Source organism: Rhodoferax sp. (assembly GCF_028689295.1).
Lineage (GTDB): Bacteria > Pseudomonadota > Gammaproteobacteria > Burkholderiales > Burkholderiaceae_C > Rhodoferax.
Window position 1 is genome coordinate 142,121 of the sequence record NZ_JAQTWL010000003.1, and the last position, 25,109, is coordinate 167,229.

Annotated in this window: 26 protein-coding genes, 1 tRNA gene, 1 pseudogene and 1 riboswitch; of the genes and pseudogenes, 24 read left to right on the plus strand and 4 right to left on the minus strand. The window is 62.8% G+C overall.

The features are described from left to right. The first annotated feature begins 154 nt into the window (after positions 1-154). The 13 genes from PHF15_RS04615 (at position 155) to PHF15_RS04675 (ending at position 10,943) form a co-directional block, all read left to right on the plus strand. Positions 155-364, plus strand: coding sequence for a formate dehydrogenase (locus tag PHF15_RS04615; RefSeq protein ID WP_300119316.1), 210 nt, complete (start codon positions 155-157; stop codon positions 362-364). A 73-nt stretch (positions 365-437) separates the two neighbouring features. Beyond that, on the plus strand, positions 438-3,398 hold the full coding sequence (locus tag PHF15_RS04620; RefSeq protein ID WP_300119318.1) for a formate dehydrogenase subunit alpha: 2,961 nt from the start codon (positions 438-440) through the stop codon (positions 3,396-3,398). Between the two features lie 68 nt (positions 3,399-3,466). Then, a complete protein-coding gene (gene fdh3B, locus PHF15_RS04625; protein WP_300119320.1) occupies positions 3,467-4,099 on the plus strand; it encodes a formate dehydrogenase FDH3 subunit beta in 633 nt (210 codons plus the stop codon). Further along, complete coding sequence (locus PHF15_RS04630) at positions 4,096-4,317, plus strand: hypothetical protein (RefSeq protein ID WP_300119321.1); 222 nt, start codon at positions 4,096-4,098, stop codon at positions 4,315-4,317. Before fdh3B ends, PHF15_RS04630 begins: the two co-directional genes overlap by 4 nt. 13 nt (positions 4,318-4,330) lie before the next feature. Further along, on the plus strand, positions 4,331-5,515 hold the full coding sequence (locus PHF15_RS04635) for a formate dehydrogenase subunit gamma (RefSeq protein WP_300119322.1): 1,185 nt from the start codon (positions 4,331-4,333) through the stop codon (positions 5,513-5,515). Positions 5,516-5,534: 19 nt separating this feature from the next. Beyond that, complete coding sequence (locus PHF15_RS04640) at positions 5,535-5,906, plus strand: hypothetical protein (protein WP_300119324.1); 372 nt, start codon at positions 5,535-5,537, stop codon at positions 5,904-5,906. 2 nt (positions 5,907-5,908) lie between these two features. Next, positions 5,909-6,817 carry a formate dehydrogenase accessory sulfurtransferase FdhD gene (locus PHF15_RS04645; protein ID WP_300119325.1) on the plus strand — a complete coding sequence of 303 codons (909 nt, stop codon included), beginning with the start codon at positions 5,909-5,911 and terminating at the stop codon, positions 6,815-6,817. Positions 6,818-6,968: 151 nt separating this feature from the next. Beyond that, complete coding sequence (locus PHF15_RS04650; RefSeq protein ID WP_300119327.1) at positions 6,969-9,488, plus strand: FtsX-like permease family protein; 2,520 nt, start codon at positions 6,969-6,971, stop codon at positions 9,486-9,488. Between the two features lie 66 nt (positions 9,489-9,554). Continuing rightward, positions 9,555-9,869 (plus strand): type II toxin-antitoxin system Phd/YefM family antitoxin, encoded by a 315-nt coding sequence (locus PHF15_RS04655; RefSeq protein ID WP_300119329.1) that lies wholly within the window; start codon positions 9,555-9,557, stop codon positions 9,867-9,869. Between the two features lie 27 nt (positions 9,870-9,896). Then, entirely contained in the window at positions 9,897-10,193 is a 297-nt protein-coding gene (locus tag PHF15_RS04660; RefSeq protein ID WP_300119330.1) for a type II toxin-antitoxin system RelE/ParE family toxin, read from the plus strand. 11 nt (positions 10,194-10,204) lie between these two features. Then, a complete protein-coding gene (locus PHF15_RS04665) occupies positions 10,205-10,339 on the plus strand; it encodes a hypothetical protein (protein WP_300119331.1) in 135 nt (44 codons plus the stop codon). 41 nt (positions 10,340-10,380) lie between these two features. Further along, positions 10,381-10,815, plus strand: a complete 435-nt coding sequence (locus PHF15_RS04670) for a group II truncated hemoglobin (RefSeq protein WP_300119479.1) — start codon at positions 10,381-10,383, stop codon at positions 10,813-10,815. Positions 10,816-10,866: 51 nt separating this feature from the next. Next, positions 10,867-10,943: transfer RNA gene (locus tag PHF15_RS04675), tRNA-Arg, on the plus strand. 67 nt (positions 10,944-11,010) lie between these two features. On the opposite strand, the gene PHF15_RS04680 is transcribed toward PHF15_RS04675, so the two are convergent. Together PHF15_RS04680 and radC are read right to left on the minus strand one after the other, a co-directional pair. Further along, a complete protein-coding gene (locus PHF15_RS04680) occupies positions 11,011-11,661 on the minus strand; it encodes a Smr/MutS family protein (RefSeq protein WP_300119333.1) in 651 nt (216 codons plus the stop codon). Then, positions 11,658-12,359, minus strand: a complete 702-nt coding sequence (gene radC, locus PHF15_RS04685; protein WP_300119334.1) for a DNA repair protein RadC — start codon at positions 12,357-12,359, stop codon at positions 11,658-11,660. Before radC ends, PHF15_RS04680 begins: the two co-directional genes overlap by 4 nt. Positions 12,360-12,430: 71 nt before the next feature. On the opposite strand from radC, the gene PHF15_RS04690 reads away from it, so the two are divergent. The 8 genes from PHF15_RS04690 (at position 12,431) to PHF15_RS04725 (ending at position 21,197) form a co-directional block, all read left to right on the plus strand. Next, the gene (locus tag PHF15_RS04690) at positions 12,431-12,895 is read left to right on the plus strand and encodes an FKBP-type peptidyl-prolyl cis-trans isomerase (protein ID WP_300119335.1); all 465 of its coding nucleotides are present in this window, start codon (positions 12,431-12,433) and stop codon (positions 12,893-12,895) included. Continuing rightward, a complete protein-coding gene (gene ispH, locus PHF15_RS04695; RefSeq protein ID WP_300119336.1) occupies positions 12,892-13,851 on the plus strand; it encodes a 4-hydroxy-3-methylbut-2-enyl diphosphate reductase in 960 nt (319 codons plus the stop codon). The genes PHF15_RS04690 and ispH overlap by 4 nt, the downstream gene beginning before the upstream one ends. A gap of 117 nt (positions 13,852-13,968) precedes the next feature. After that, on the plus strand, positions 13,969-15,309 hold the full coding sequence (gene serS, locus PHF15_RS04700) for a serine--tRNA ligase (protein WP_300119338.1): 1,341 nt from the start codon (positions 13,969-13,971) through the stop codon (positions 15,307-15,309). 98 nt (positions 15,310-15,407) lie between these two features. After that, positions 15,408-15,944, plus strand: coding sequence for an ATP-binding protein (locus tag PHF15_RS04705; RefSeq protein ID WP_300119340.1), 537 nt, complete (start codon positions 15,408-15,410; stop codon positions 15,942-15,944). A gap of 26 nt (positions 15,945-15,970) precedes the next feature. Further along, positions 15,971-16,066, plus strand: a riboswitch (TPP riboswitch). Positions 16,067-16,130: 64 nt separating this feature from the next. Next, entirely contained in the window at positions 16,131-17,153 is a 1,023-nt protein-coding gene (locus PHF15_RS04710) for a thiamine ABC transporter substrate-binding protein (RefSeq protein WP_300119342.1), read from the plus strand. 156 nt (positions 17,154-17,309) lie between these two features. Next, positions 17,310-18,977, plus strand: a complete 1,668-nt coding sequence (locus PHF15_RS04715) for an iron ABC transporter permease (protein WP_300119343.1) — start codon at positions 17,310-17,312, stop codon at positions 18,975-18,977. After that, positions 18,970-19,614: an ABC transporter ATP-binding protein gene (locus PHF15_RS04720; RefSeq protein ID WP_300119345.1), complete on the plus strand. Its 645-nt coding sequence runs from the start codon at positions 18,970-18,972 to the stop codon at positions 19,612-19,614. Before PHF15_RS04715 ends, PHF15_RS04720 begins: the two co-directional genes overlap by 8 nt. Positions 19,615-19,781: 167 nt before the next feature. After that, positions 19,782-21,197 carry a coniferyl aldehyde dehydrogenase gene (locus tag PHF15_RS04725; protein WP_300119347.1) on the plus strand — a complete coding sequence of 472 codons (1,416 nt, stop codon included), beginning with the start codon at positions 19,782-19,784 and terminating at the stop codon, positions 21,195-21,197. A gap of 8 nt (positions 21,198-21,205) precedes the next feature. Here PHF15_RS04725 and PHF15_RS04730 read toward each other — a convergent pair whose 3' ends face one another. Next, on the minus strand, positions 21,206-22,642 hold the full coding sequence (locus PHF15_RS04730; protein WP_300119349.1) for an FAD-binding oxidoreductase: 1,437 nt from the start codon (positions 22,640-22,642) through the stop codon (positions 21,206-21,208). Beyond that, complete coding sequence (locus tag PHF15_RS04735) at positions 22,623-23,075, minus strand: DUF2069 domain-containing protein (protein ID WP_300119351.1); 453 nt, start codon at positions 23,073-23,075, stop codon at positions 22,623-22,625. The genes PHF15_RS04730 and PHF15_RS04735 overlap by 20 nt, the downstream gene beginning before the upstream one ends. Before the next feature lie 21 nt (positions 23,076-23,096). Here PHF15_RS04735 and PHF15_RS04740 point away from each other — a divergent pair, with 21 nt between their 5' ends. The 3 genes and pseudogenes from PHF15_RS04740 to PHF15_RS04750 all read left to right on the plus strand — a co-directional run. Next, positions 23,097-24,335: a YihY family inner membrane protein gene (locus PHF15_RS04740; protein WP_300119353.1), complete on the plus strand. Its 1,239-nt coding sequence runs from the start codon at positions 23,097-23,099 to the stop codon at positions 24,333-24,335. Between the two features lie 73 nt (positions 24,336-24,408). Next, complete coding sequence (locus tag PHF15_RS04745; RefSeq protein WP_300119354.1) at positions 24,409-24,657, plus strand: DUF3297 family protein; 249 nt, start codon at positions 24,409-24,411, stop codon at positions 24,655-24,657. 131 nt (positions 24,658-24,788) lie between these two features. Then, positions 24,789-25,016, plus strand: a pseudogene (locus tag PHF15_RS04750) (type II toxin-antitoxin system PemK/MazF family toxin); the annotation flags it as partial. Between the last annotated feature and the right edge of the window lie 93 nt (positions 25,017-25,109).

Here is a 25,109-nt window from a genome sequence, read left to right on the forward strand (position 1 = left end):
AGCATGCGTCACGTTCGAGCGTCGTCACCCAGTTGTCGTGCTGGTGACAGCATAGGGAAATACCCCATTGAACAAGCGCCTGCATGTTGTTAGATTCGGACGCATCAAAGCTATGTTCCTGAGTTCATAAGCTTTTCACCTGAGGAGTCTTTTTATGCCTTCATCCCCTTCCAAAGTATCACGACGCACCCTATTTGCCGGCGCAGGCATGGCGGGCGCACTGGCCGCTGCCGTCAGTGTTTTGCCGTCTGTCAAGGCGCTGCCCGAGGCGGCTGCGCCACTGCCACGCGCCAAGCCCGCAAAGGGCGGTGGGTACGCCTTGAGCGAGCACGTCAAGCACTATTACCAGACGGCACGCGTCTGATCAGTTGGGGTCAGAGCACGTCGCTTCGTGAGTGGTCTGACCCACAAAAAATCAAGTTTTTTCGGAGACTCCCATGTTGTTAACCAAGAAATCCGGTGCCCCTGGTGCAGCGCGCACAACGTTTGTTCACAGCTTGCGTCGTGGCCTGAGCCAGGCCCTGCCCACCATGGACCGACGCGCCTTCTTGCGCCGCTCGGGTCTGGGCGTGGGGGTCGGGCTGGCCGCGTCGCAGCTCACGCTGGTGAAAAAAGCCGGTGCCGCCACCGGCAAGGTGGCGGTGGGCGAAGGCAAGATCGAGGTCAAACGCACGGTCTGCACCCATTGCTCGGTGGGCTGTGCGGTCGATGCGGTGGTGGAAAACGGGGTTTGGGTGCGGCAGGAGCCGGTGTTCGATTCGCCCATCAACCTCGGTGCGCACTGCGCCAAAGGGGCGGCCTTGCGCGAGCACGGCCATGGCGAGTTCCGCCTGCGTTATCCCATGAAGCTGGTGGACGGCAAGTACCAGCGCATCAGCTGGGACGTTGCCTTGAACGAGATCAGCGCCAAAATGCTGGAGCTGAAAAAAGCCAGCGGCCCCGACAGCGTGTACTTTGTGGGGTCCAGCAAACACAACAACGAGCAGTCGTACCTGATGCGCAAGTTTGTCAGCTTCTGGGGCACCAACAACTGCGACCACCAGGCGCGCATTTGCCACAGCACCACGGTGGCCGGCGTGGCCAACACCTGGGGTTATGGCGCCATGACCAATTCGTACAACGACATGCAAAACAGCAAGTGCGCGTTGTACATCGGCTCCAACGCGGCCGAGGCGCACCCGGTGAGCCTGTTGCACATGTTGCACGCCAAGGAAACCGGCACCAAGATGATCGTGGTGGACCCGCGTTTCACCCGCACGGCAGCCAAGGCTGACGAATACGTGCGCATCCGCTCGGGCTCCGACATCGCCTTTTTGTTTGGCGTGTTGCACCATGTGTTCAAAAACGGTTGGGAAGACAAGCAGTACATCAACGACCGCGTTTATGGCATGGACAAGGTCAAGGCCGATGTGATGGCCAACTGGACCCCGGACAAGGTGGAAGAAGTGTGTGGTGTCAAGGAAGAGCAAGTCTTCAAGGTGGCCAAGATGATGGCCGACAACCGCCCCAGCACGCTGGTGTGGTGCATGGGGCAAACGCAGCACAGCATCGGCAACGCCATGGTGCGTGCCTCGTGTATTCTGCAGCTGGCGTTGGGCAACGTGGGCAAGAGCGGCGGCGGCACCAACATCTTCCGCGGCCACGACAACGTGCAGGGTGCCACCGACGTCGGCCCCAACCCCGATTCATTGCCCGGTTACTACGGTATCGTCGAAGGCTCCTGGAAGCATTACGCCAAAGTGTGGGGCGTGGACTACGAGTGGATCAAAAAACAGTTCGCTTCGCCCGCCATGATGACCAAACCCGGCATCACCGTGTCGCGCTGGATCGACGGTGTGCTGGAAAAGAACGAGCTGATCGACCAGGACAGCAACCTGCGCGGCGTTTTCTACTGGGGTCATGCGCCCAACTCGCAAACGCGCGGGCTGGAGATGAAGCGCGCCATGGACAAGCTCGATTTGCTGGTGGTGGTGGACCCATACCCGAGCGCCACCGCCGCCATGGCCGCCATGCCGGGCAAGCCTGAAGATTTGAATCCGAACCGCGCGGTGTATCTGCTACCCGCTTGCACGCAGTTTGAAACCAGTGGTTCGGTGACAGCGTCCAACCGCTCCTTGCAATGGCGTGAAAAAGTGATCGAGCCTCTGTGGGAGTCTCGCTCAGACCACATGATCATGCAGCAATTTGCCGACAAGCTGGGCTTTGGCAAAGAGCTCTCGGTCAACTACAAGATGCAAAAAGTGAACGGCATGGACGAACCCACGCCCGAGAGCATCTTGAGCGAAATCAACACCGCCACCTGGACCATCGGCTACACCGGCCAAAGCCCGGATCGCCTCAAAGCGCACATGCGCAACATGAGCGCGTTCGACGTCAAAACGCTGCGCTGCAAGGGCACGGTCAAGGACAAGGTGACAGGTTATGACATGACCGGCGACTACTTTGGCTTGCCCTGGCCCTGCTACGGCACCCCGGAGCTCAAGCACCCCGGCTCGCCCAACCTGTACGACACCTCCAAACACGTCATGGATGGCGGCGGCAACTTCCGCGCCAACTTCGGCGTTGAAAAAGACGGTGTGAATTTGCTGGCCGAAGATGGTTCGCATTCGCTGGGCGCGGACATCACCACCGGTTACCCGGAGTTCGACCATGTGCTGCTCAAAAAGCTCGGCTGGTGGAGCGATCTGACCGAGGCCGAGCAAAAAGCCGCCGAGGGCAAAAACTGGAAGACCGACCTCTCCGGCGGCATCCAGCGTGTGGTGCTCAAGGTGCATGGCTGCCATGTGTTCGGCAACGCCAAGGCACGCGCCGTGGTGTGGAATTTTCCCGATGCCATTCCCAAGCATCGCGAACCGCTGTATGGCATTCGCCCCGACTTGGTGGCCAAGTACCCCACGCACGACGACAAGAAAGCTTTCTGGCGCTTGCCCACACTGTACAAAACGGTGCAAGACAAAAATGTCGCGGACAAGGTGCACGAGAAATTCCCGTTCATCATGACCTCGGGCCGCTTGACCGAGTACGAGGGCGGCGGCGAGGAAACCCGCTCCAACCCCTGGCTGGCCGAATTGCAGCAGGAGATGTTCATCGAGATCAACCCCAAGGTGGCGGCGGACAAAGGCATTCGCAACGGCGAGCGCGCCTGGGTGTCTACCCCCACCGGGGCGCGCCTCAACGTGCAGGCGCTGGTCACCGAGCGCGTCGGGCCCGACACGGTGTTCATGCCGTTCCATTTTTCTGGTCGCTGGCAGGGCGCTGACATGCTGGCCTATTACCCGGCCGGTGCGGCCCCTGTGGTGCGCGGCGAGGCCATCAACACCGCGACCACCTACGGGTATGACAGCGTGACCATGATGCAGGAAACCAAGACCACCGTCTGCAACATCGAGAGAGCGTGAAACCTTGCGGGACAGACCAAGATTTGTGCAGCAAATTTGCTCTGTCCTCAACTGATTAGGAGAAAAACATGGCCCGTATGAAATTTGTTTGCGATGCAGAGCGCTGTATCGAATGCAACGGTTGCGTCACCGCCTGCAAGAACGAGCACGAAGTGCCCTGGGGTGTGAACCGCCGCCGCGTCGTCACCTTGAACGACGGGGTGCCCGGTGAAAAATCCATCTCGGTGGCCTGCATGCATTGCTCGGACGCGCCCTGCATGGCGGTGTGCCCGGTCAACTGCTTTTACCGTACCGACGAGGGCGTGGTGCTGCACGACAAGGACGTGTGCATCGGCTGTGGTTACTGTTCTTATGCCTGCCCGTTTGGCGCGCCGCAGTTTCCATCGCAAGGCACGTTTGGTGTGCGCGGCAAGATGGACAAGTGCACCTTCTGCGCCGGTGGCCCGGAGGCCAACGGCAGCCAGGCCGAGTTCGAGAAATATGGCCGCAACCGCCTGGCCGAGGGCAAATTGCCCGCCTGCGCCGAAATGTGCTCCACCAAGGCCCTGATGGCCGGTGATGGCGACGTGGTGGCCGACATCTTCCGCAACCGCGTGTTGCGCCGTGGCAAGGGTGCCGAAGTGTGGGGCTGGGGCACCGCCTACGGGTCCAAACAGGCTGGCCAACCCGGCGTGGCCGCCCCTGAAGGAGCGAAATCATGAAAGCCATTATTTTTGCTGCAGCATTGGTGGCCGGTTTAGCGGCTTGCGGCGACAAACCCCAGGCCCTCGAGACCAACAAGCACGATGCACCGGCTTACGCCGGCACCGGCAAGGCGTTTGCCAATCCAGGCTGGAAACCGGGTGACAAAGCCAGTTGGGAGTCGCAGCTGAAAGCGCGCAACCAGTACGGTCAAAACGACTACACCCGCATGAACTGAGCTGGAGGCCACCATGATCAAAGCCTTTTCAGTTGTCGCCGCGCTGGCCCTGTGTTGGGGCAGCGCCGTGGCCCAAAACACACCTGCCGCCGCACCTGCACCTGCAGCCGTGGCGGCACCCGCTGCGGAAATGTCTGGCATCCAGAGCCAGAACATCGCCGATGTCAAGCCCGATGCCAGCCAGGAGCCGGGTTATGCCAACCAGACCAACGGCGAGCGCGCGCGCGTGCAACCCGGCAACAACGCGCCCATGTGGCGCCAGGTGGGGTCGGGCGTGGCGGGCTACAGCAGCCTGCCCAAATCCCAGGCACCCGAGGCCGGCGTGCTGATCCAGCCTTTTGTGCAATACCCGGGTTCGCGCCTGACCAATGCCGGCGAGGCCTGGCGCCAGGTGCGCAACAACTGGATCATTCCCTATGGCGGCTCACTGGTGCTGATCGTGCTGGTGGCGATTGGCCTGTTTCACTGGCGCATCGGCCCGATGGTGGCGCACGAGGAATACACCGGGCGCAAGGTCGAGCGCTTTACGCCGTTCGAGCGCGCTGCCCACTGGGCCAATGCGATTGCTTTCGTCATCCTGGCCGTGTCTGGCGTGGTGATGGCCTTTGGCAAGTTTTTCCTGTTGCCAATTATGGGCACCACCCTGTTCGGCTGGTTGGCGTATGCGCTCAAGAACGCGCACAACTTTGCCGGCCCGCTGTTCGCGGTCTCCTTGGCTGTGGTCATCATCACCTTCATGCGCGACAACCTGCCAGCCAAGGGCGACCTTGAATGGTTCCTCAAAGGCGGCGGGCTGATCGAGGGCAAAGAGGTCAAGTCCGGCCGCTTCAATGGCGGTGAAAAGGTCACCTATTGGGGCGGCGTGTTTGGTTTGGGACTGGTCGCGGTGCTGACCGGCCTGTTCCTGAACCACTTGCTGCCCGTGTTTGATTACAGCCGCAGCAACATGCAAATCGGCCTGATGCTGCACGCCGTGTCCAACGTTGCCATGATCTGCATGTTTCTGGGCCACATTTACATGGGCACGCTGGGCACCAAGGACGCCTATGAGGGCATGCGCACCGGTTACGTCGATGAAGGTTGGGCCAAGGCGCATCATGAGCTTTGGTACGATGACATCAAGGCCGGCAAGATTCCGGCGCAGCGTGCAGCTGTGGGCGCAGCAGCGGCCCCGGCGGGCAATCCGGTTCAAGTGTGACACCGTTGGAGACATTCCCATGAACAAGATGATGAAAACCCTGAGTGCCGCCTTTGCGCTGGCGCTGATGAGTTCTGTGGCTTTTGCCAAGCTGCCCGCGCCTTCAGATGAAGCCAAGGCCAAGGCGGCTGAAGCGGCGGCCAAAACCGCGTGGACGGGCAAAGTGGATGGCTTCAAGCTGTGCAAGGCGCAAGACAAAGTGGTTGCTCACTACAAAAAAGTGCCTGTCGCCAAAGAGGCCAAAGCGCCCGTCAAGGGGGCAGCCGCTGCAGCACCAGCCAGTTCTTGTGCTGACCCCGGCCCGTTTGTCTATCCACCGGCGGGTGCCGCTCCCGCCGCTGCTGCCGCACCCGCTGCGCCCAAAGTGGCTGAACCAGCCAAAAAATCCTGAGCTTGCTGCCCCGACTCACCCAGGCCCGCGCGCCGCTGACGCGCGAGGTATCGGTCGTCAACGAGTTTGGTGCGTCCGACACCGTGTCCATCCCGGCCGAACGTGCGCTCACGGTTTACGTGGACAAACGTGAATTGGTCACGCTTATGACGCTGGGCGCGCACCCCGAATTGCTGGTGCTGGGCTTTTTGCGCAACCAGCGGCTGGTGGCCAGCGTGGCCGAGGTCGAGTCCATCACGGTCGATTGGGACGTTGGCGCCGCCGCCGTCAAAACCCGCCAGGGCATCTCGGACATCGAGGCGCGCACCGCCCGCCGCGTGGTCACCACCGGCTGTGGTCAAGGCAGCATATTTGGCGACTTGATGGCCGAGGTGGCGAGCATCACCTTGCCCGCAGCCACGCTCTCGCAAGCCGACTTGTACGGCATTGTCAACGCCATCCGGCTGCAGGAAACCACCTACAAATCGTCCGGTTCGGTGCATGGCTGCGCGCTGTTTCGCGGGCCGGAAATGCTGGTGTTCGTCGAAGACGTGGGCCGCCACAACGCCATCGACACCATTGCCGGCTGGATGTGGATGAATCCGGAACAAAAAATGTCGGGCGCTGACAAGGTGTTCTACACCACGGGACGACTCACCAGCGAGATGGTCATCAAGTCGGCGCAAATGGGTGTGCCGATCGTGGTGTCGCGCAGCGGCATCACGCAAATGGGGCTGGACGTGGCCCAGCGGTTGGGCCTGTGCACCATCGGCCGCGCCACCAACAAGCGCTTCCTGTGCTACAGCGCGGCCCATCGGCTGCAGTTGCAGCCCGAACTGGCAGGAGCGCGTGTTGCGGCGCTGAATGCCGATCTGGATTCGTCATCGCGCTCCGCTTTTCGTGAACAAATTCCGTCATTGCGAACGAAGTGAAGCAATCCATGAATTCAAAACTGCCTGGACTGCCGCGCTTCGCTCGCAGTGACAAAGTTTTATTGATCTGAGGTGTCCAAACACGCCCGCCGTGTCGGGTTGCTGAACCCGCCTGGCCCCGGCTTTTCCCTGAGTGCGCTATCGTTGCGCCATGAAAATCTCTTTTGTCGAATTGGGCTGGCGCTCGCTCACGCGTGATTTGCGCGCCGGTGAACTGCGCTTGCTGATGGTGGCCGTGACGCTGGCGGTGGCGGCGCTGACTGCGGTGGGCTTTTTCGCCGACCGGCTCAAGGGTGGTTTGCAGCGCGATGCGCGCCAGTTGATGGGCGGCGACGCGGTGGTGGTGGGCGACAACCCGATGCCTGAGGTGTTCCTGCAAAAAGCAGGCGCCCTGGGCTTGCAGCAGACCCAGCACATGAGCTTTCCCACCATGGCGCGAGCGCCGGACACCGCGGGTGGCGCCATCAAGCTGGTGACGCTGAAAGTGGTGACTGAGGGCTATCCCTTGCGCGGGCGCTTGCGTGTGAGCGAGCAGCCAGACTCGAACGGCACCCTGACCAGCGACATTCCACAGCCCGGCCAGGCCTGGGTCGATGCCGCGTTGCTCGATGCGCTGGTTGTTCCGGTTGGGGGCGATCTGCTGCTGGGTGACAGCACCTTCAAGGTGACTCGCATCATCGTCAACGAGCCCGACCGGGGCGCGGGCTTCATGAATTTCTCGCCCCGCGTGATGATCAACCAGGCCGATGTCCAAGCCACCGGCTTGATCCAGCCGGCCAGCCGCTTGCGTTACCGGCTCGCGGTGGCGGGCGAGGCGCGCGCGGTGAAAAGTTTTGTCGATTGGGCGCAAGCGCAGGTCGAGTCGCACGCCGTGCGGGGTGCCCGGGTGGAGGCGCTCGAAGGCGGCCGCCCCGAGCTCAGCACCACGCTCACCCGCGCTGAAAAATTCCTGAACCTGGTGGCGCTGCTGGCGGCGTTGCTGAGTGCCGTGGCAGTCGCCCTGGCGGCGCGCAGTTTTGCCAGCAGCCACCTGGACGACTGCGCCATGCTGCGCGTGCTGGGCTTGCGCCAGCGCACCATTGCCGCCGCTTACACCTTTGAGTTTGTGCTGATCGGCCTGCTCGCCAGCGCCTTGGGCGTGCTGCTGGGTTTTACGGTGCATTACGGTTTTGTCGCGCTGCTCGCCGGCTTGGTGGATTCAGCCTTGCCTGCGGCCGGCATCTGGCCGGTGCTGTTCGGCATGGGCATGGGGCTGACGCTGCTGCTGGCTTTTGGCCTGCCGCCGGTGTTGCAGTTGGCCCAGGTGCCGCCGCTGCGCGTGATCCGTCGCGACGTCGGCGGGCTCAAACCGGCGTCCCTCATGGTACTGGGCGTGGGTGTGGCGGGTTTTGCCGCCTTGCTGCTGGCCGCCAGCAGCGACCTTAAATTAGGATTGATTGCCGTGGGCGGTTTTGCCGGGGCCACGCTGCTGTTCGCGGTCTTGAGCTGGCTGGCAGTCAAGCTGCTGCGCGTGAGCGTCAACGACGCCACCGCGCCCACGGCCGTGGTGCTCGCCACGCGGCAAATTGCGGCGCGCCCGGCCTTTGCCGTGGTGCAGGTGAGCAGCCTGGCCGTGGGTCTGCTCGCGCTGGTGTTGCTGGTGCTGTTGCGCACCGACCTGATCAGCAGCTGGCGCGCGGCCTCGCCACCCGGCGCGCCGAATCGCTTTGTCATCAACGTCATGCCCGAGCAGGGTCCTGACTTCACGCAGGCGCTCAAAAGCGCGGGTGTGGCGCAGTTCGACTGGTTCCCCATGATCCGCGGCCGTCTGGTGGCCATCAACGGGCGCAACGTGAGCCCCGAGGATTACCCGGATGATCGCGCCCGGCGCCTGGTGGACCGCGAGTTCAACCTCTCGCACAGCGCCACCCAGCCCAACCAGAACGTGGTGGTGGCCGGGCGCTGGCAGGCCAATGAGGCGGGCGCCATCAGCGTGGAGGAGGGCATTGCCAAAACGCTGGGCCTCAAGCTCGGTGACAGCCTGAGCTTTGACGTGGGCGGCCAGCAAACCGTGTCAAAAATCACCTCGCTGCGCAAGGTCGATTGGGCTTCGATGCGTGCCAACTTCTTTGTCATGTACCCGGTGGACACGCTCGAAGGTGTGCCTGCCACTTACATGAGCGCCTTCAAGGCGCCCGACACCAGGGGCTTCGATGCCGCGCTGGTGCGCCAGTTTCCCAACATCACTAGCGTTGACATGACCGCCACCATCGCCCAGGTGCAGCGCGTGCTCGACCAGGTGATCGGCGCGGTCGAATTCCTGTTTGCCTTCACCCTGGCTGCCGGTCTGGTGGTGCTGTTTGCCGCTGTGAGCGCCACGCGTGAGGAGCGCGCCCGCGAATTCGCCATCATGCGCGCCGTCGGTGCGCGCGCCAGCCTGCTGCGCCAGGTGCAGCGCATCGAGCTGGCCGGTGTCGGCCTGCTGGCGGGCTTTCTGGCCTCCATCGTCGCCAGCGCGGTGGGCTGGGCGCTGGCGCGCTACGTGTTCGAATTCGACTGGGTGGTGTCATGGTGGGTGCCGCTGCTGGGCGCGCTGGCCGGTGCCGTGCTGGCGCTGGCCGCCGGCTGGTGGGGCCTGCGCGAGGTCTTGAGTCGCCCGGTGGTGCAGACGCTGCGCAATGCGGCGCAGTGATCAGACCATTTAAGTGGTCTTTTGTTAACATCAGGCTCACATCACACCACGCACAGGAACACCGACATGGACGCTGTACTCGCGGAAACCTCGATAGGCATCACCGAACTCAAGAAAAACCCGTCGGCCGTGATCCGCGATGCCGGTGCTGACACCGTGGTAATTCTTCATCACAACAAACCCTCGGCCTACCTGGTGCCCGCTCGCAGTTACGAAGCATTGATGGATGTGCTGGACGACCTGCAGTTGCTGCCTGTGGTGCGAGAGCGCATGGCAGCCTGGCAAGCCGACCCGGACAAGGTCATCGACGTCAGTCGTGAGGAACTTGAAAAAATTGCGCGTGATGTGCCAAAGCGCGCTGCCAGGGCCGCGGGCAAATGATGCAAGTTGCCGCGTAGCACCTGCCGCATGACCCGCTACCGCCTGCAGTTCTTGCCCGAGGCCAAGGCCGAGTGGGACAAGCTCGACGGCAGCATTCGCCAGCAATTTTCCAAGGTTTTGCTACGCCGTCTGGACAACCCGCGTGTGCCGGCGGCGGCACTCACAGCCATGCCGGACTGCTACAAGATCAAACTGCGCAGCGCGGGCTTCAGGCTGGTGTACCAGGTCATGGACGACAAATTGCTGTTGCTCACGATTGCCGTGGGCAGACGAGACAAGAGCGCGGTCTATGATTTGGCCAAGCTGCGCATGACAGCAAAATAACCAGGGCCACCATGAGTCAAATTCTCATCAACGACTACCTCAAGCAGCTCGACATCATCAAAAAGGCGAGCGGCAGCCAGCGCGAGACCGCCGTGAGCGTGGAGACGGTCAAGCTGGTGGAAGCGATGAAGGCGGCCAGGCGCTAGTGGCAACGACTGGAAAAGAAGGACTACAAATCACCATGACGATGAACATTGCAGAAAAACCCGCTTTCGACACCCCATTCGAGTGGATCGGTGGCGAAGAACCAGTGCACGCACTGGTCGAGCGTTTTTATGACCTGATGGACCTGGAGCCCGGTTACGCTGAATTGCGGGTGGTGCACGGCAGTCTGCTGGACGACGCGCGGCAAAAGCTGTTCTGGTTTTTGTGCGGCTGGCTCGGCGGGCCGCAATACTACACCGACCGTTTTGGTCACCCGCGCCTGAAGGCCCGGCACATGCCGTTCAAGATTGGCGTGGTCGAGCGCGACCAGTGGCTGGCCTGCATGGATCAGGCGATGGTTGAAACCGGGGTGCCCCCGGAGTTGCGCGAACGGCTGAACAAGTCGTTTTATCAGACGGCAGACTGGATGCGCAACCAGCCGGAAGCGCAAAAAATGCCGAATTTTTCAGGACCTTGAGCGCTGCCATGGGCAAAAGAGCCGGGTTTCGTTGCTAGAATATGCAGCTTAGCGGCTGTAGCTCAGTTGGATAGAGTATCTGGCTACGAACCAGAGGGTCGTGGGTTCAATTCCTGCCAGCCGCACCAAACGAATCACCCCAGAACAGAGATGTTCTGGGGTTTTTTCGTTTTAAGGCTTAATTTTGGCTAAAACTCACGCCCTCGCCGCCATCAGCAGCACCACCAGCGCGCCGGCGCCGCCATCGGCCGGTTTGGCCTGCACAAAGGCCAGCACCTCGTTCTTTTGCACCAGCCAACTGTGCACGCGGCTTTTCAAAACAGGCGCTTTGCCGGGAGAGCCCAGGCCTTTGCCGTGCACCACGCGCACGCAGCGGATGCCCTGTTTGTGCGCCTCACGGATGAAGATGCTCAGGGCTTCGCGGGCGTCGTCGCGGCGCAGGCCGTGCAGGTCGATCTGGCGCTGGATGCTCCAGTCGCCGCGGCGCAGCTTGCGCGTCACATCGACGCCAATGCCGGGGCGGCGAAAACTCAGGTGCTCGTCGCATTCGAGCAGTGTCGAGACATCGAACTCGTCGCTGATGGCTTCTTTCAGTACTTCTTTTTCATCGCGCTGGTACTGCATGGCCTGCGGCAGTTTTGGCTTGAGGGCGTGGTGCAGCTTGCGCTTGTCAGCCAGCGGTTTGACAGCACCCGCTGCCCGGGTGAACAAGTCTTTGTCGCTGGCGGCCTGCTTGACCGCCTTGACCTCCTGGCTGGCTTGCAGCGTACGCAGTTGAGCCTGCTCGGCAATGGCGCGCTTGACCACTTTCAGGTCGCCCAGTGTCTTGACCTTGACCGGCTTCACAGCAGCCCCCGCTCTGCCATGCTCAGCGCCTCGCCCGGGGCCACGATGACGTGGTCGAGCACGCGCACGTCGATCAGCGCCAGCGTGGTCTTGAGGGTCTGCGTCAACATCTCGTCGGCTCTTGATGGCTGCACCGAGCCGCTCGGGTGGTTGTGCGACAGCACCACGGCGCTGGCCTGGTGTTTCAGCGCCAGCAGCACTACCTCACGCGGATAGACGCTGGTCTGCGTCAAGGTGCCCAGAAACATTTCGTCATACGACACCAGCCGGTTTTGCACGTCGAGAAACAGCACCGCAAACACTTCCTGCTGGCGCGCTGCCAGTTTCAGTTGCAAAAATTGCTTGACGGCGTCCGGCGTGGCAAAAACGGTGCGCTCCTGCAGTCGCTGCGACAGCGCGCGGCGGGCCAGCTCCAGCACGGCCAGCAGTTCGGAGCGCTTGGCCGGGCCCAGGCCCTTGACCGGCTTGAGGTCTTCGGCGGTGGCGTTGAGCAGGCCGGCAATGCCGTCAAAACCGTTTTGGCCGTCGGCGCCGGGCTTGATGTCGAGCAGCTCCCGCGCCAGTTGAAACACGCCCTTGCCCTTGATGCCGGTGCGCAGCAGCAGCGCCAGCAGCTCCACATCGCTCAACGCGGCGGGGCCGCGCGCCAGCATTTTTTCACGCGGGCGGGCATCGGGGGGCAGGTCTTTGAGGGGCATGGTGCGGCTTTTACAATGTGACCCAGTTTATGCCAGCCACCATTACCGCACCCTTGCACCACAGGAACTTCATGACAAGCAGCAGCGCCACGATCCAACCCGGTTCCTTTTTGACCCTGCACTACCGCCTGAGCGGCCCGGCTGGCGATGTGGTCAACACCTTTGCAGCCGCGCCCGCCACGCTCACCCTGGGCACCGGTGAGCTCGCGCCCGCTCTGGAGGCGCGCCTGATCGGACTGGCCGAGGGCGTTCGCACCACCCTGGAACTGCCCTCCGGCGAGGTGTTCGGTCCGCGCAGCCCCGACATGCTGCAGTGGATGGCGCGCAAGGAACTCACCGAACTCGGTGCCGCCGATGAAAGCTACGCGGTGGGCGATGTGGTCAAGTTCGCCACGCCGGACGGCCAGGGTGAATTTGCCGGCGTGATCGTGGACTTTCGCAGCGACGCGCAGGGCGAGGCGGTGCGCTTTGACTTCAACCATCCGCTGGCGGGCCATCCGGTCACGTTCGAAGTCCAGGTGATCGGGGTCCTATGAACCAACAAGCGGGTCTGGAGGTGCTGCTGGCCGAGCCGCGCGGCTTTTGTGCCGGCGTGGACCGCGCCATCGAGATTGTGGAGCGCGCGCTGGCCAAGTTTGGCGCGCCCATTTATGTGCGCCATGAAATTGTGCACAACACCTATGTGGTCAATGACCTGAAGGCCAAGGGCGCGATTTTTATTGAGGATCTGGATGACGTGCCCAAGGGCGCCACGCTGGTTTTTTCGGCCCATGGTGTGAGTCTGGCGGTGCAACATGATGCCACCGCGCGCGGCTTTCGTGTCTTCGATGCCACCTGCCCGCTGGTGACCAAAGTGCATGTGGAAGTGGCCAAGCTGGCCAAAGAGGGCTATGAGTTCATCATGATCGGCCACAAGGGCCACCCCGAGGTGGAAGGCACCATGGGCCAGCTGGAGCGCGGCATTCACCTGGTGGAAGACGTGGCGGACGTGGCGCGCATCCAGCCGGCGCAGACAGCCAGGTTGGCCGTGGTGACGCAAACCACCCTCAGCGTCGATGACGCGGCGGCCATTGCCGCGGCCATCAAGACGCGCTTTCCCAACGTGCGCGAACCCAAGCAGCAAGACATTTGCTACGCCACGCAAAACCGCCAGGACGCCGTCAAGCTGATGAGCTCGCAGGTGGATGTGGTGGTGGTGGTGGGCAGCCCCACCAGTTCCAACAGCAACCGCCTGGCCGAAGTGGCGCGCAAGCTGGGCACGCCCGGCTACATGGTCGATAACGCAGACGATGTGCAGCCGCAGTGGTTTGCGGGCTGCCAGCGCGTGGGCCTGACCGCCGGCGCGTCAGCCCCTGAAATTCTGGTGGCGCAGGTGATCAACCGCCTGAAGGCGCTGGGCGCCGTGTCGGTGCAGCGCATGCCGGGCGACCCCGAGAGCGTCAAGTTTCCGCTGCCCAAGGGCTTGCGGCTGGATCAGAATGAAGCCGATTAAGCAAAAATATCGTCATTGCGAGCCGCCCAGCGGCGTGGCAATCCACGACTTCCGACTGCATGGACTGCCGCGCTACGCTCGCAGTGACACCTCACAACCCTTTATATTTTCACCATCATGCTAGACATTACCCTGCTGCGCAAAGACCTGGCCCATGTGGTGGCCCGCCTGGAAACCCGCAAGAACCCGCAAGCCTTTCTGGATGTGGCCGCTTTCTGCACGCTTGAGACCGAGCGCAAAACCATTCAGGTTCGCACCGAGGCGCTGCAAGCCCAGCGCAACAGCGCCAGCAAGCAAATCGGCCAGCTCAAGACCAAGGGGCCGGCCGGTGCCGCCGAGGTGGACGCCGTGATGGCGCAGGTGGCGGGCATCAAGGACGAGCTGGAGGCCTCCAGCAAGCGCCTCGACCAGATTCAGCTGGACATGCAAACCCTGCTGCTGGCCGTGCCCAACCTGCCGCACGAGAGCGTGCCGGTGGGCTCGGACGAGCATGGCAACCTGGTGGTGCGCAGTTGGAGTCCTGACGGGAAGGGGCCGCGCAGCTTCGACTTTGCCGTCAAGGACCATGTGGATGTGGGTGAACCATTGGGGCTGGACTTTGCCATGGGTGTCAAGCTCACCGGCGCGCGCTTTACCGTGATGAAGGGCCAGGTGGCGCGCCTGCACCGGGTGCTGGCGCAATTCATGTTGGACGTGCAAACGCAAGAGCACGGCTACACCGAGTGCTACACGCCCTACATCGTCAACGGCGACACGCTCAAGGGCACGGGCCAACTGCCCAAGTTCGAGGGCGACCTGTTCGCTGCTAAAAAAGGTGGCCAGGAGGGCGAGGAACAGCCCGACAACACGGCGCTGTACCTGATTCCCACGGCAGAGGTGCCGCTGACCAATTTTGTCCGTGATGTGGTGGTGGCTGAAGGCGACCTGCCGATCATGCTCACCGGCCACACGCCATGCTTCAGGTCCGAGGCGGGCTCGGCCGGGCGCGACACCCGCGGCCTGATCCGCCAGCACCAGTTCGACAAGGTGGAAATGGTGCAGATCGTGCACCCCGACAAAAGCTACGAAGCGCTCGAAGTCATGACCGGCCACGCCGAAGCCATCCTGCAAAAGCTGGGCTTGCCTTACCGCGTGATGAGCCTGTGCACCGGCGACATGGGTTTTGGCGCCAGCAAAACCTACGACCTCGAAGTCTGGCTGCCGGCGCAAAACACCTACCGTGAGATCAGCTCGGTGAGCAACTGCGAAGCCTTCCAGGCGCGCCGTCTGCAGGCCCGCTTCAAGAACGCCCAAGGCAAAAACGAGCTGGTGCACACCTTGAACGGCTCCGGCCTGGCCGTGGGCCGAACCCTGGTGGCGGTGCTGGAGAATTACCAGAATGCCGACGGCTCGGTCACCGTGCCCGAGGCGCTGCGGCCCTACCTGGGTGGCCTGCAGAGCTTGCATGCCTTGATGTGAAAAAACATCGTCATTGCGAACGCAGTGAAGCAATCCATGATTTCTGAATCCATGGACTGCCGCGTCGCTGACGCTCCTCGCAGTGACGCTTTACGCTTATGCCTAGCCCGCAGCTCATCTGCCTGATTGGTGCCGAGTGCACCGGCAAAACCACGCTGGCCCAGGCCTTGGCGGCGCATTTCGGCGGGCTGTGGGTGCCAGAACAGTTGCGCGACTTTTGTGACCTGCAGGGCCGCACGCCCAGGATGGACGAACAAGGCGCCATCATGCGGGCCCAGTTCGAGCGGGAAGAGCAGGTGGCTGCACAGGCCCTGCAAACAGGCTGTGCTTATGTGTTTTGCGACAGCCCGCCGCTGCTCACCGCCGTTTACAGCGACTTTTATTTCTCGGACCCGTCACTCTTCGACTGCGCCCACGCCTTGCACGCACGCTACGCGCTGACGCTGGTTTTGTCGCCCGACCTGCCATGGCAGCCCGACGGCTTGCAGCGCGCCAGCGAAGTGGTGCGCGCCGCGGTTCACAGCCGTATCCAGCATGCGCTGCAAGCCATGCACATGCCACAGATCGAGGTGGCCGGCCTGCATGAAGCGCGATTGCAGGCGGGGATCGAAGCGGTGGAGACGCTGACCTGCTGAGCCTTGGCTCCGCCTCATTACAATGGCGGCCTCACCGGGGGTGTCCGTTGCAAGACGGACTGAGACAGTCCCCACACCTGATCTGGATCATGCCAGCGTAGGGAGCGTGAAGGTTCGAGCTCAGCCGCCTGCCGGTTTTGCTTTTCACCCAGCGCATCTTGCGCTGGCGCATTGAAAGGCCTTGCCATGAACCGTCGTCTGTTTGCCCTCGTCGCCACCGCGCTGGCGGCTTTGTCTGTGTCAACCCAAACCCTGGCGGCCGATGAACTGCGCGTCATGGTGCACAGTTCGTTTGCCCTGCCCAAGCCCCTGTTGGCGCAGTTCGAGGCTCAGAACAACCTCAAGCTGGCGATCATCAAGGGTGGTGATGCCGGTGAGATGCTCAACAAACTCATTCTGACGCGCGCCCAGCCCGTGGCCGACGCGGTGTTCGGCATTGACAACACGCTGGTCGGCAAGGCGCTGGCGGCCGGTGTGCTGGAGCCAAGCTTGCCCCAGGCCGCGAATGCGGCCGATGCCCAGCTGGGCACGGCGCTGGCCGCCGTGGACTATGGTTTTGTCACGCTCAACTACGACAAGGCGGCGGTGGCCAAGGGCGGCATGGCTTTGCCCACTACATTGCAGGAGCTGACGCTGCCCGCCTACAAGGGCTGGCTGGTCACGCCCAACCCGGCCACCAGCAGCACCGGCTATGCCTTCATGCTGGCCACCATCTCAAGCATGGGTGAGGAGCCAGCCTTTGCCTGGTGGGGGCAGATGCGCGCCAACGGCCTGAAAGTGGTGAAGGGCTGGAGCGAAGCCTATTACACCGACTTTGCCCGCAACAAGGGTGCCTATCCGCTGGTGGTGAGCTATGCCACCAGCCCGGCAGCCGAGGTGTTTTACAGCAAGGAAAAAATCACCGAGTCCCCCACCGCCAGCCTGAATCTCAAGGGCGGCGTCTTTCGTCAGGTGGAAGGTGTGGGCCTGGTCAGGGGCGGCGGCCAGCGTGCCGCAGCGCTGAAATTTGTCGATTTCATGCGCTCTGGGCCAGTGCAGCAAGCCCTGCAGACCGAGATGTGGATGTACCCGGCCCAAATCGGCACCGCGCGCGCCGAGGTCATGCGCCATGCCGTCGAGCCCACCGCCTTCGAAGCCCCGGCCGCGCATGTGATGGCCAGCCAGGGAGCCGCGTGGGTGGCACGCTGGACCAAGGTGGTGCTCAAATAAACATACACCATGGACAACCATCGGCCCGACGGCGGAGCTCCTACAGGGTGCAGAACTTCTGTCTTCAAATACGGTACTAGTAAAACGCCGGGATTGACATTGGTACCCTGTAGGAGAGGCGCCCACGCCGCGATTGCATGCGGGAGCTAACGCGTCATGAAACATGAAGTGCGTCAATGGATGTCCTTTGTCCATGCTTGCGCACGCGGCAGCCTGTGGCTCGCCGTGCTGCCCGCTGCGGCGCTGTTGCTTTTGCTGATCGCGCCCCTGGCCCGGCTGGCGGTGACCGGCTTGACCGGCGAGGCCAGTTGGCCGGGTGCCGCTCCCAGCACATGGTCATTCTGGACGCCGTGGCAAGATGATTACTTGCGCTGGCGCGTGCTCTGGTCGCTGGCGCAGGCGGGCATCACCTGTGCGCTGGCGTTTGTGCTGGGTTTGCCGCTGGCCTGGGTGCTGGCGCGTTTCGAGTTTGCCGGGCGCGCGCTGGTGCTGCGCTTGCTGATGTTGCCTTTTGTGGTGCCGACGCTGGTGGCAGCGCTCGGCGTGCTGGCACTGTGGGGGCCGCGCGGCCTGCTCAGCGGCTGGCTCGGCATCAACCTGCAGGACACGCCCTGGCTGCTGCTGTATGGCAATCTGTTTTTCAACCTGTGCCTGGTGGTGCGCGCCGGGGTCGATGCGCTGGGCCAGGTCAACGCGCGTCAGGTGGCGGCGGCACGGTCCTTGGGGGCCACGCCGTGGCGCGCCTTCTGGCGCATCGAGTGGCCCGCCATTGCGCCGTGGCTGATGTCGAGCCTGTGCCTGGTTTTCCTGTATTGCTTTGCCGGTTTTGGCCTGGCCCTGGTGTTGGGCGGCCAGCGTTTTGCCACGGTGGAGGTCGAGATTTACACCCTGGTGGCGCATGAGCTGCAACTGGGGCAGGCCAGTGTGCTGGCGTTGTGGATGCTGGGGCTCACCGGCGGTGTGGCCCTGCTGTATGCGCTGCTGGAAAAGCGCCTGGCAGCGCCCAGTCGCGTCGAGCCCGTGCTGCGCCGGCCGCCGCACGGAATGGCGCAGTGGCTGGCCTTGCTGGCGACGCTGGGCGCGTTGTTTTTCATTTGCGCGCTGCCGGTGTTGGCGATTGTGTGGCGCGCACTGGCGGCGGGCTGGGCCACCTGGGCCAGCGTGTTCGATGCCGAGATGCGCGCCGCGTTGTGGAACACGCTGCGCTTTTCTGCCATGGCGCTGGTGCTGGCCACGCTGCTGGGTGTGCTGCATGCGCTGGCGGCGCAGCGCTCGGTGCTTTGGCGCGCCGCTGCTTTTTTGCCGTTTGTGGTGTCGCCGGTCACGGTGGCGTTTGGCTTGCTGCTGTTGTACCCGGGTTGGACCGCCAGCTTGTCTCTGCTGCTGGCGGCATATGCCGTGCTGGCTTACCCGTTTGTGGCCAAGGCCATGGCCGCGGGTCTGGACAGTTTGCCGCCCCATGTGCTGCACGCGGCGCGAACGCTGGGGGCCAGCCCGCAGCGCACTTTCTGGCGCGTCACCTTGCCGCTGTTGCGCCCGGCCTTGCGCCGCGGCATGGCGTTTGCCGCCGCCACCGCGCTGGGCGAATTTGCCGTGACGCTGTTTTTGTCGCGCCCCGAGTGGGCTACGCTCACCACCCTGATCTACCGGCGCCTGGGCCATCCGGGGGCCGCCAGCCTGGACCAGGCCTTTGTGCTGGCCAGCTTGTTGATGCTGCTGGCGCTGCTGGCGTTTTTGCTGATCGAGTGGCCGGAGATGGATGGCCACAAGCGCAGGCGGCCGGCGATCGGCGCCTTGCCTGTTGGGGTTTTGCACCATGCTTGAACTGCGTCACATCAGCCAGAACTATGGCGAGCGCGCCTTGCTGCAAGACATCAACCTGTCAGTGGCGGCTGGCGAAATTGTGGCTTTGCTCGGCCCGTCCGGCAGCGGCAAAAGCACCTTGCTTGCCATCGTGGCGGGCTTGCAGACCCCCTTGAGCGGCAGCGTCTGGTTTGACGGCCAGGACATCACCCGGCTGCCACCCGAGCAGCGCCGGTTTGCCCTGATGTTTCAGGACTTTGCGCTGTTCCCGCACCTGAACGTGCTTGACAACGTGGCCTTTGGTCTGGTCGAGCAACGACTGGACAAGTCGAAGGCACGCGCAAAAGCGCTGGCCATGCTGACGCTGTTTGGCCTGGCCGACCATGCCCGGCACAAGGTCTGGCATTTGTCGGGCGGTGAGCAGCAGCGCGTGGCACTGGCGCGTGCGTTGATCACCGAGCCGCGTGCCTTGCTGCTCGACGAGCCTTTTTCGGCGCTGGACGCCGATTTGCGCACCAGCCTGCGCGATGAATTCAAAGACCGCATCCAGGCCGCGGGCGTGCCGACGCTGCTGGTCACGCACGACGAACAGGAAGCCCGCGCCATGGCCGCGCGCGCCGTGCGCCTGAGCGATGGCCGGCTTGCAACTTTGTGGTGAGTTCCATGAATTTCGCTGCGAGCGCATAGCTCCCACAAAAACAGCCGGATGTTGGCTTTTGTAGGAGCTGCGCCCTCGCAGCGAATGATCTTGGCTCCTGGCTCCTCCGGGGTTTAGGGGGCTGAGTTCAACTAGTTCAAGCCTTCCGGAATAAACTTCCCGACACCATGAACCAGACCCTTCCCCCGAGCCCGCTAGAGGCCGCCCTTGCGCTACAGCGCCAAGCCTATTTGGCCCATCCTGTCCCCACGCTGGCCGAGCGCAAGGCGGATTTGCGCACTTTGCAGCGCTTCGTGCGCGAGCACAAGGAAGCCCTGTGCGAGGCCATCAGCGCTGACTATGGCCACCGCTCGCGCGTTGAAACCCTGCTGGCCGAGGTGTTCCCGGTGGTCGACGGCATCGACCATGTCATCAAACACCTGCGCGGCTGGATGAAGCCGCAGCGCCGCATGGTGGACTGGCGCAATTTTCTGGGCGCCAGCAACCGCGTCATTCCACAACCGCTGGGCGTGGTGGGCGTGATCGTGCCGTGGAACTTTCCGCTCAACCTGAGCCTGGTACCGCTGACCTACATCTTTGCCGCAGGCAACCGCGCCATGGTCAAGATGAGTGAAAACTCGCGCCACCTGGCGGCCTACCTCATCGAGCACATGCCCGCCTACTTCCCGCCGGAAAAGCTGCAGTTTTTTGACGAAACCGGGGGCGTGGGCATTGCCTTTTCGCAGCTCAAATTCGACCATTTGTTGTTCACCGGCTCCGGCCAGACGGGCAGGGCGGTGATGGCCGCCGCCGCGCAGAACCTGTGCCCGGTCACGCTGGAGCTGGGCGGCAAGGCGCCGGCCATTGTCTGCGACGACTTCCCGCTGCGCACGGCGGTCGAGCGCATCATGTTTGTCAAGCTGCTCAACGCGGGCCAGATCTGCACCACTGTGGACCATGCTTGGGTGCCCGCGCCCAAGGTGGATGAATTTGTGCGCCTGGCGCGCAGCATTGCCCGGCAACGCTACCCGCGGCTTGACAGCCCGGACTACACCGCCATCATTGACCAGCGTGCTTTTGAGCGGCTGATGCACGCGCTGCAGGACGCGCAAGACCGGGGCGCCAAAGTGCTGCCCCTGCTGGACGGGCCCGCCTTTGATGCGGCCACCCGCAAAATTGCGCCGCACATTGTGCTGGACGCGCCCCCGGATTGCCTGCTGATGCAGCGCGAAATCTTTGGCCCGATCCTGCCGCTGTGCAGCTATGCCGCGCTGGACCAGGTGATCGATTTTATTAACGCCGGGCCGCGCCCGCTGGCGCTCTACCCGTTCAGCCATGATGCGGCGCAGGTGCAAAGCCTCATCGACCGCGTGATGTCGGGCGGCGTTTCTGTGAACGATGCGCTGTTTCATGTGGGCCAGCACGACCTGCCCTTTGGCGGCGTGGGTGATTCGGGCATGGGCCACTACCACGGCCGTGAAGGCTTTGAGACCTTTTCCAAAATGCGCCCGGTGTTTTACCAAACCCGGTTCAGCACGCTCAAATTCCTGTGGCCGCCCTACGGCAAGCTGGCAGACCGGGTGCTGGCGTTTTTGATCCGCTAAATTCTCGGTTAACCGAGCCGCACCACCCGCCCCGGGTTCATCATGTTGAGTGGGTCGAGCGCCTGTTTGATGGCGCGCATGGTGCGCAATGCCACGGGTGATTTGTAACGGGTGAGGTGCTCCACTTTGAGGCTGCCCACACCATGTTCGGCAGAAATGGAGCCCCCGTATGCCAGCACCGCGTCGAACACTATTCTGTTCACGCGCGCTTCCTGCTCACGCAAGAACACGGCCGCGTCCTGCCCCTCGGGGGCCTGCACGTTGTAGTGCAGGTTGCCGTCGCCCAGGTGGCCAAAGTTGACCATCCGCACGCCGGGAATGGCTTGCGCCAATTGCGCATCGGTGCTGGCCACAAACGCTGCAAAAGCGGATACCGGCACCGAAATGTCGTGCTTGATGTTGAGCCCTTCCAGCGCTTGCGCCAGCGGAATACTCTCTCGGATGTGCCACAGGCTGTGCGCCTGCGTGAGGTTTTCGGCCACCACGGCGTTGGTCACGCAACCCGCGTCCAGCGCGGCTTCGAGCAAGCCCTCGAACTGTGCCCGGGCATGGGCTTCTGATTCGGCGTCGGCGTTTTCCAGCAGCACGCAAAAGGCGCTGCCCTGGTACAGCGGCACACGCACATGGTCAAAGTGCCTGGCCACCAGGCTCAGGGCAAACTGGCCCATCATCTCGAAGCCGGTCAGGCTGGCGCCCAAGTGCTGGTGCGCCATGCCCAGCAGTTGCACGGCAGCCTCGACTGAAGGTACGGCGGCCCAGGCGGTGAGCTGCGCCTTGGGCAACGGATAGAGCTTGAGCGTGGCGGCGGTGATGATGCCCAGTGTGCCCTCGGCGCCAATGTAGAGATTTTTCAGGTCGTAACCGGTGTTGTCCTTGCGCAAGCCGCTCAGGCCCTGCCAGACCTCGCCCTGCGGCGTCACCACCTCCAGCCCCAGGCACAGGTCGCGCGCATTGCCAAAGCGCAGCACCTGCGTGCCGCCGGCGTTGGTGCCCAGGTTGCCGCCGATGGTGCACGAGCCTTCGGCCGCCAGGCTCAGCGGAAACCAGAAACCAGCAGCCGCGGCCTGCGCCTGCACCGTTTGCAAAATGCAGCCAGCTTCCACCGTCATCGTCAGATTGGCCGCATCGACGCCGCGCATGGCGTTCAGGCGCTGCAGGCTCAGCACAATTTGCCGGCCCGTCTCGTCGGGCGTGGAACCCACCACCAGGCCGGTGTTGCCCCCTTGCGGCACGATGCTCAGGCCGCTGTCGGGGTGCTGCGCCAAATAGTCCGCGCAGGCTTTCACCACCTGCGCTACCTCGTCGGTGGAGGCCGGGCGCACCACGGCCTTCGCCTTGCCCGAAGTGCGTTTGCGCCAGTCCTGAGTCCAGGCGCTGAGGTCGCCTTCGGTCAGCACATGGGCGGCGCCAACGATGGCTTGAAGATCAGAGAGCAGGGTTGGCATGGCTGGATGAGGAGGGATCCGGTATCTCAAGGGCTGGCTTGGCCGCCTCGGCGGCGTTCTTGAGCCTCAGCCGCACATGCAGCGCGCAGGCGGTAAAGAGGGTGAGACACAGAACAACTTCCACCATGGCCAGAACATTGCCCGGAGGTTTGTCGCTGTAGGCGCGCACGGCGCCTTCGGTAAAGTACAGCCACACCAGCAAACTGACCCAGCGGTAGGTGTACATGCGGTTCTTGAGCAGGCCCGCCAGCGGTAGGCACAGCGGCAGCACCTTGAGCGCCAGCCACGAGCCACCCGGGCGCAGGGGCGCCAGCAGCAGTTCCCAGGCCAAGCCCAGGGCAATCAGCCCCAGCAGGCTGCCAACCGCCAGAATGCGGGTAAGGGCGACGCTGGGGGTGGCACGTGTTGGCAGTGCGTTAAGAGTCGTGTTCATGACAGTGGCATCATAGCGGCCATGAGTTCACAACCCGCTGCCCGCAGCCACTGGCCCCAAAGCCTGGATGCCTTTTTAAAAGACCTGTCCAATTTTCCCTGGAAAAACACGGCCCACACGCTGCGCGAGCGTTTCCGTGAAGACCATCTGGGCTTGACGGCCAGCAGCCTGACCTTTACCACCACCATTGCGCTGGTGCCGTTGGTGACCGTGGCGCTGGCGGTGTTTACCGCGTTTCCGATGTTTGCCAAGCTGCAGGGCGTGCTGCAGCAGTGGCTGATTCAGAGCCTGATTCCGGACAACATTGCGCGCCAGGTGCTGGGCTACCTGACGCAATTTGCCGGCAAGGCCAGCAAGCTCGGCGGCGTCGGGTTGGCGGTGTTGTTCATCACTGCGCTGGCCTTGATTCTGACGATCGACCGCACCTTGAACACCATCTGGCGGGTGCGCCGGCCGCGCCCCTTGGGGCAGCGCGTGCTGGTCTATTGGGCGGTGATGACGCTCGGCCCCGTTTTGCTGGCGCTGAGCCTGAGCCTGACGTCGTATGCCTTGTCGGCCTCCAAGGGGCTGGTGGGCGGGCTGCCGGGCGGTGTTGAATTGCTGCTGGATACCCTGCAATTCGTGCTGCTAGCCTGGGGCATGGCCGCGCTATACCGCTATGTGCCCAATACCAGGGTGCACTGGGGCCATGCCTGGGCGGGCGGCCTGTTTGTGTCGGTGGGTTTCGAACTGGCCAAAAAACTGCTGGTGATTTACCTCGGCAAAGTGCCCACCTATTCGGTGTTGTATGGCGCCTTCGCCACGCTGCCCATCATGCTGATCTGGATTTATGTGGGCTGGGTGATTGTGCTGCTGGGCGCGGTGATTGCCGCCTATCTGCCGAGCCTGCTCAGCGGCGTGCAGCGCCGCGCCAGTGCCCAGGGTTGGCAGTTTTTGCTGGCCATTGAGGTGCTGCAGCAGTTGACACCGGTGCAAACCACCCCGAACAAGGGTTTGACCATGACCGATTTGACGCATCTGCTCAGGGTCGATGCCCTGCAGCTCGAGCCCGTGCTGGAGACTCTGGTGGAACTCGATTGGGTGGGCCAGTTGCAGGAAGAGCGCGCCGACGGCGAAGCGCGTTACGTGCTGCTGGCCGACCCCGACAGCACGCCGCTGCAACCCTTGTTGCACACCTTGCTCTTGCCCTGCGAACCCAGCACCCTGCATTTATGGGAAAACGGACGCTGGCAGGAAATGACGATGCGCCAGGCGCTGTGAAGCGTCCGGAATTCGTTACTGCCGAATGTTGGAAAATCGGCCTCTTTCATTTTGATATCCAAAGAAGTACCTCATGACAGACACCCCGCAAAAACCCGAGCTGCCCGACCACTTGTCCAGCGACGCCCGCAGCCCGCACCATGTGGCGGCCGTGTTCGAACATGACATCGGCATCCGGCTCAACGACAAGGAACTGTTCAACGTGGAGGAATACTGCGTGAGCGAAGGCTGGGTCAAGGTGCCCGCAGGCAAAACGCGCGACCGCAAGGGCAACCCGCTGCTGATCAAACTCAAGGGCAGGGTGGAGGCGTTTTATAAATAAATGGGAATCGCTGCCAGGGCGCTGCTCCTACAACCTGCTGCGCCTGCCCTGTGGGAGGCCCGACTCGGGCCGATGGTTTTGGACTTTGATTTGCGTTACATGAAACGAAAACGTAGTTCGACGCGCATGCAACGGTAACGGTCTTGCTGGTGTCGAGTACCCTCATCGACGCCCCTATGTTCCGTGTGACAGTTCAACCCACCAAGGAAAATGGACTGCAAAAAACGTCGCAGGTCATGGTCGATAAAGCCATGACCGTGCGGCGAGACAAACTGGGTGAAACCTTCGGCGTGGCCAGCGATGAATTGCTTTATGAAATTGGCCGCTGCCTGGCGGTGTTTTTGGGGATTGTCAGGTAGGAGTTTTCCAAGTGCAATGCTGTTAATGGTTGACAGGTGTGCAGCGGTTGCTGTCGGTCACGAACGGCGGGTTACTGGCAGTCCACTGTATTG

Bases quoted from the DNA above. Each gene is read 5' to 3' on its own strand.
- PHF15_RS04660 (WP_300119330.1), top strand. From the start codon at position 9,897: ATGACCCGCTACCGCCTGCAGTTCTTGCCCGAGGCCAAGGCCGAGTGG.
- PHF15_RS04635 (WP_300119322.1), top strand. From the start codon at position 4,331: ATGATCAAAGCCTTTTCAGTTGTCGCCGCGCTGGCCCTGTGTTGGGGC.
- radC (WP_300119334.1), bottom strand. From the start codon at position 12,359: ATGCCCCTCAAAGACCTGCCCCCCGATGCCCGCCCGCGTGAAAAAATG.
- PHF15_RS04705 (WP_300119340.1), top strand. From the start codon at position 15,408: ATGCCTAGCCCGCAGCTCATCTGCCTGATTGGTGCCGAGTGCACCGGC.
- PHF15_RS04725 (WP_300119347.1), top strand. From the start codon at position 19,782: ATGAACCAGACCCTTCCCCCGAGCCCGCTAGAGGCCGCCCTTGCGCTA.
- PHF15_RS04670 (WP_300119479.1), top strand. From the start codon at position 10,381: ATGAACATTGCAGAAAAACCCGCTTTCGACACCCCATTCGAGTGGATC.
- PHF15_RS04720 (WP_300119345.1), top strand. From the start codon at position 18,970: ATGCTTGAACTGCGTCACATCAGCCAGAACTATGGCGAGCGCGCCTTG.
- PHF15_RS04640 (WP_300119324.1), top strand. From the start codon at position 5,535: ATGAACAAGATGATGAAAACCCTGAGTGCCGCCTTTGCGCTGGCGCTG.
- ispH (WP_300119336.1), top strand. From the start codon at position 12,892: ATGAACCAACAAGCGGGTCTGGAGGTGCTGCTGGCCGAGCCGCGCGGC.
- PHF15_RS04715 (WP_300119343.1), top strand. From the start codon at position 17,310: ATGAAACATGAAGTGCGTCAATGGATGTCCTTTGTCCATGCTTGCGCA.
- PHF15_RS04710 (WP_300119342.1), top strand. From the start codon at position 16,131: ATGAACCGTCGTCTGTTTGCCCTCGTCGCCACCGCGCTGGCGGCTTTG.
- PHF15_RS04655 (WP_300119329.1), top strand. From the start codon at position 9,555: ATGGACGCTGTACTCGCGGAAACCTCGATAGGCATCACCGAACTCAAG.
- serS (WP_300119338.1), top strand. From the start codon at position 13,969: ATGCTAGACATTACCCTGCTGCGCAAAGACCTGGCCCATGTGGTGGCC.
- PHF15_RS04690 (WP_300119335.1), top strand. From the start codon at position 12,431: ATGACAAGCAGCAGCGCCACGATCCAACCCGGTTCCTTTTTGACCCTG.
- PHF15_RS04665 (WP_300119331.1), top strand. From the start codon at position 10,205: ATGAGTCAAATTCTCATCAACGACTACCTCAAGCAGCTCGACATCATC.
- PHF15_RS04650 (WP_300119327.1), top strand. From the start codon at position 6,969: ATGAAAATCTCTTTTGTCGAATTGGGCTGGCGCTCGCTCACGCGTGAT.
- PHF15_RS04620 (WP_300119318.1), top strand. From the start codon at position 438: ATGTTGTTAACCAAGAAATCCGGTGCCCCTGGTGCAGCGCGCACAACG.
- PHF15_RS04615 (WP_300119316.1), top strand. From the start codon at position 155: ATGCCTTCATCCCCTTCCAAAGTATCACGACGCACCCTATTTGCCGGC.
- PHF15_RS04630 (WP_300119321.1), top strand. From the start codon at position 4,096: ATGAAAGCCATTATTTTTGCTGCAGCATTGGTGGCCGGTTTAGCGGCT.
- PHF15_RS04740 (WP_300119353.1), top strand. From the start codon at position 23,097: ATGAGTTCACAACCCGCTGCCCGCAGCCACTGGCCCCAAAGCCTGGAT.
- PHF15_RS04735 (WP_300119351.1), bottom strand. From the start codon at position 23,075: ATGAACACGACTCTTAACGCACTGCCAACACGTGCCACCCCCAGCGTC.
- PHF15_RS04730 (WP_300119349.1), bottom strand. From the start codon at position 22,642: ATGCCAACCCTGCTCTCTGATCTTCAAGCCATCGTTGGCGCCGCCCAT.
- fdh3B (WP_300119320.1), top strand. From the start codon at position 3,467: ATGGCCCGTATGAAATTTGTTTGCGATGCAGAGCGCTGTATCGAATGC.
- PHF15_RS04745 (WP_300119354.1), top strand. From the start codon at position 24,409: ATGACAGACACCCCGCAAAAACCCGAGCTGCCCGACCACTTGTCCAGC.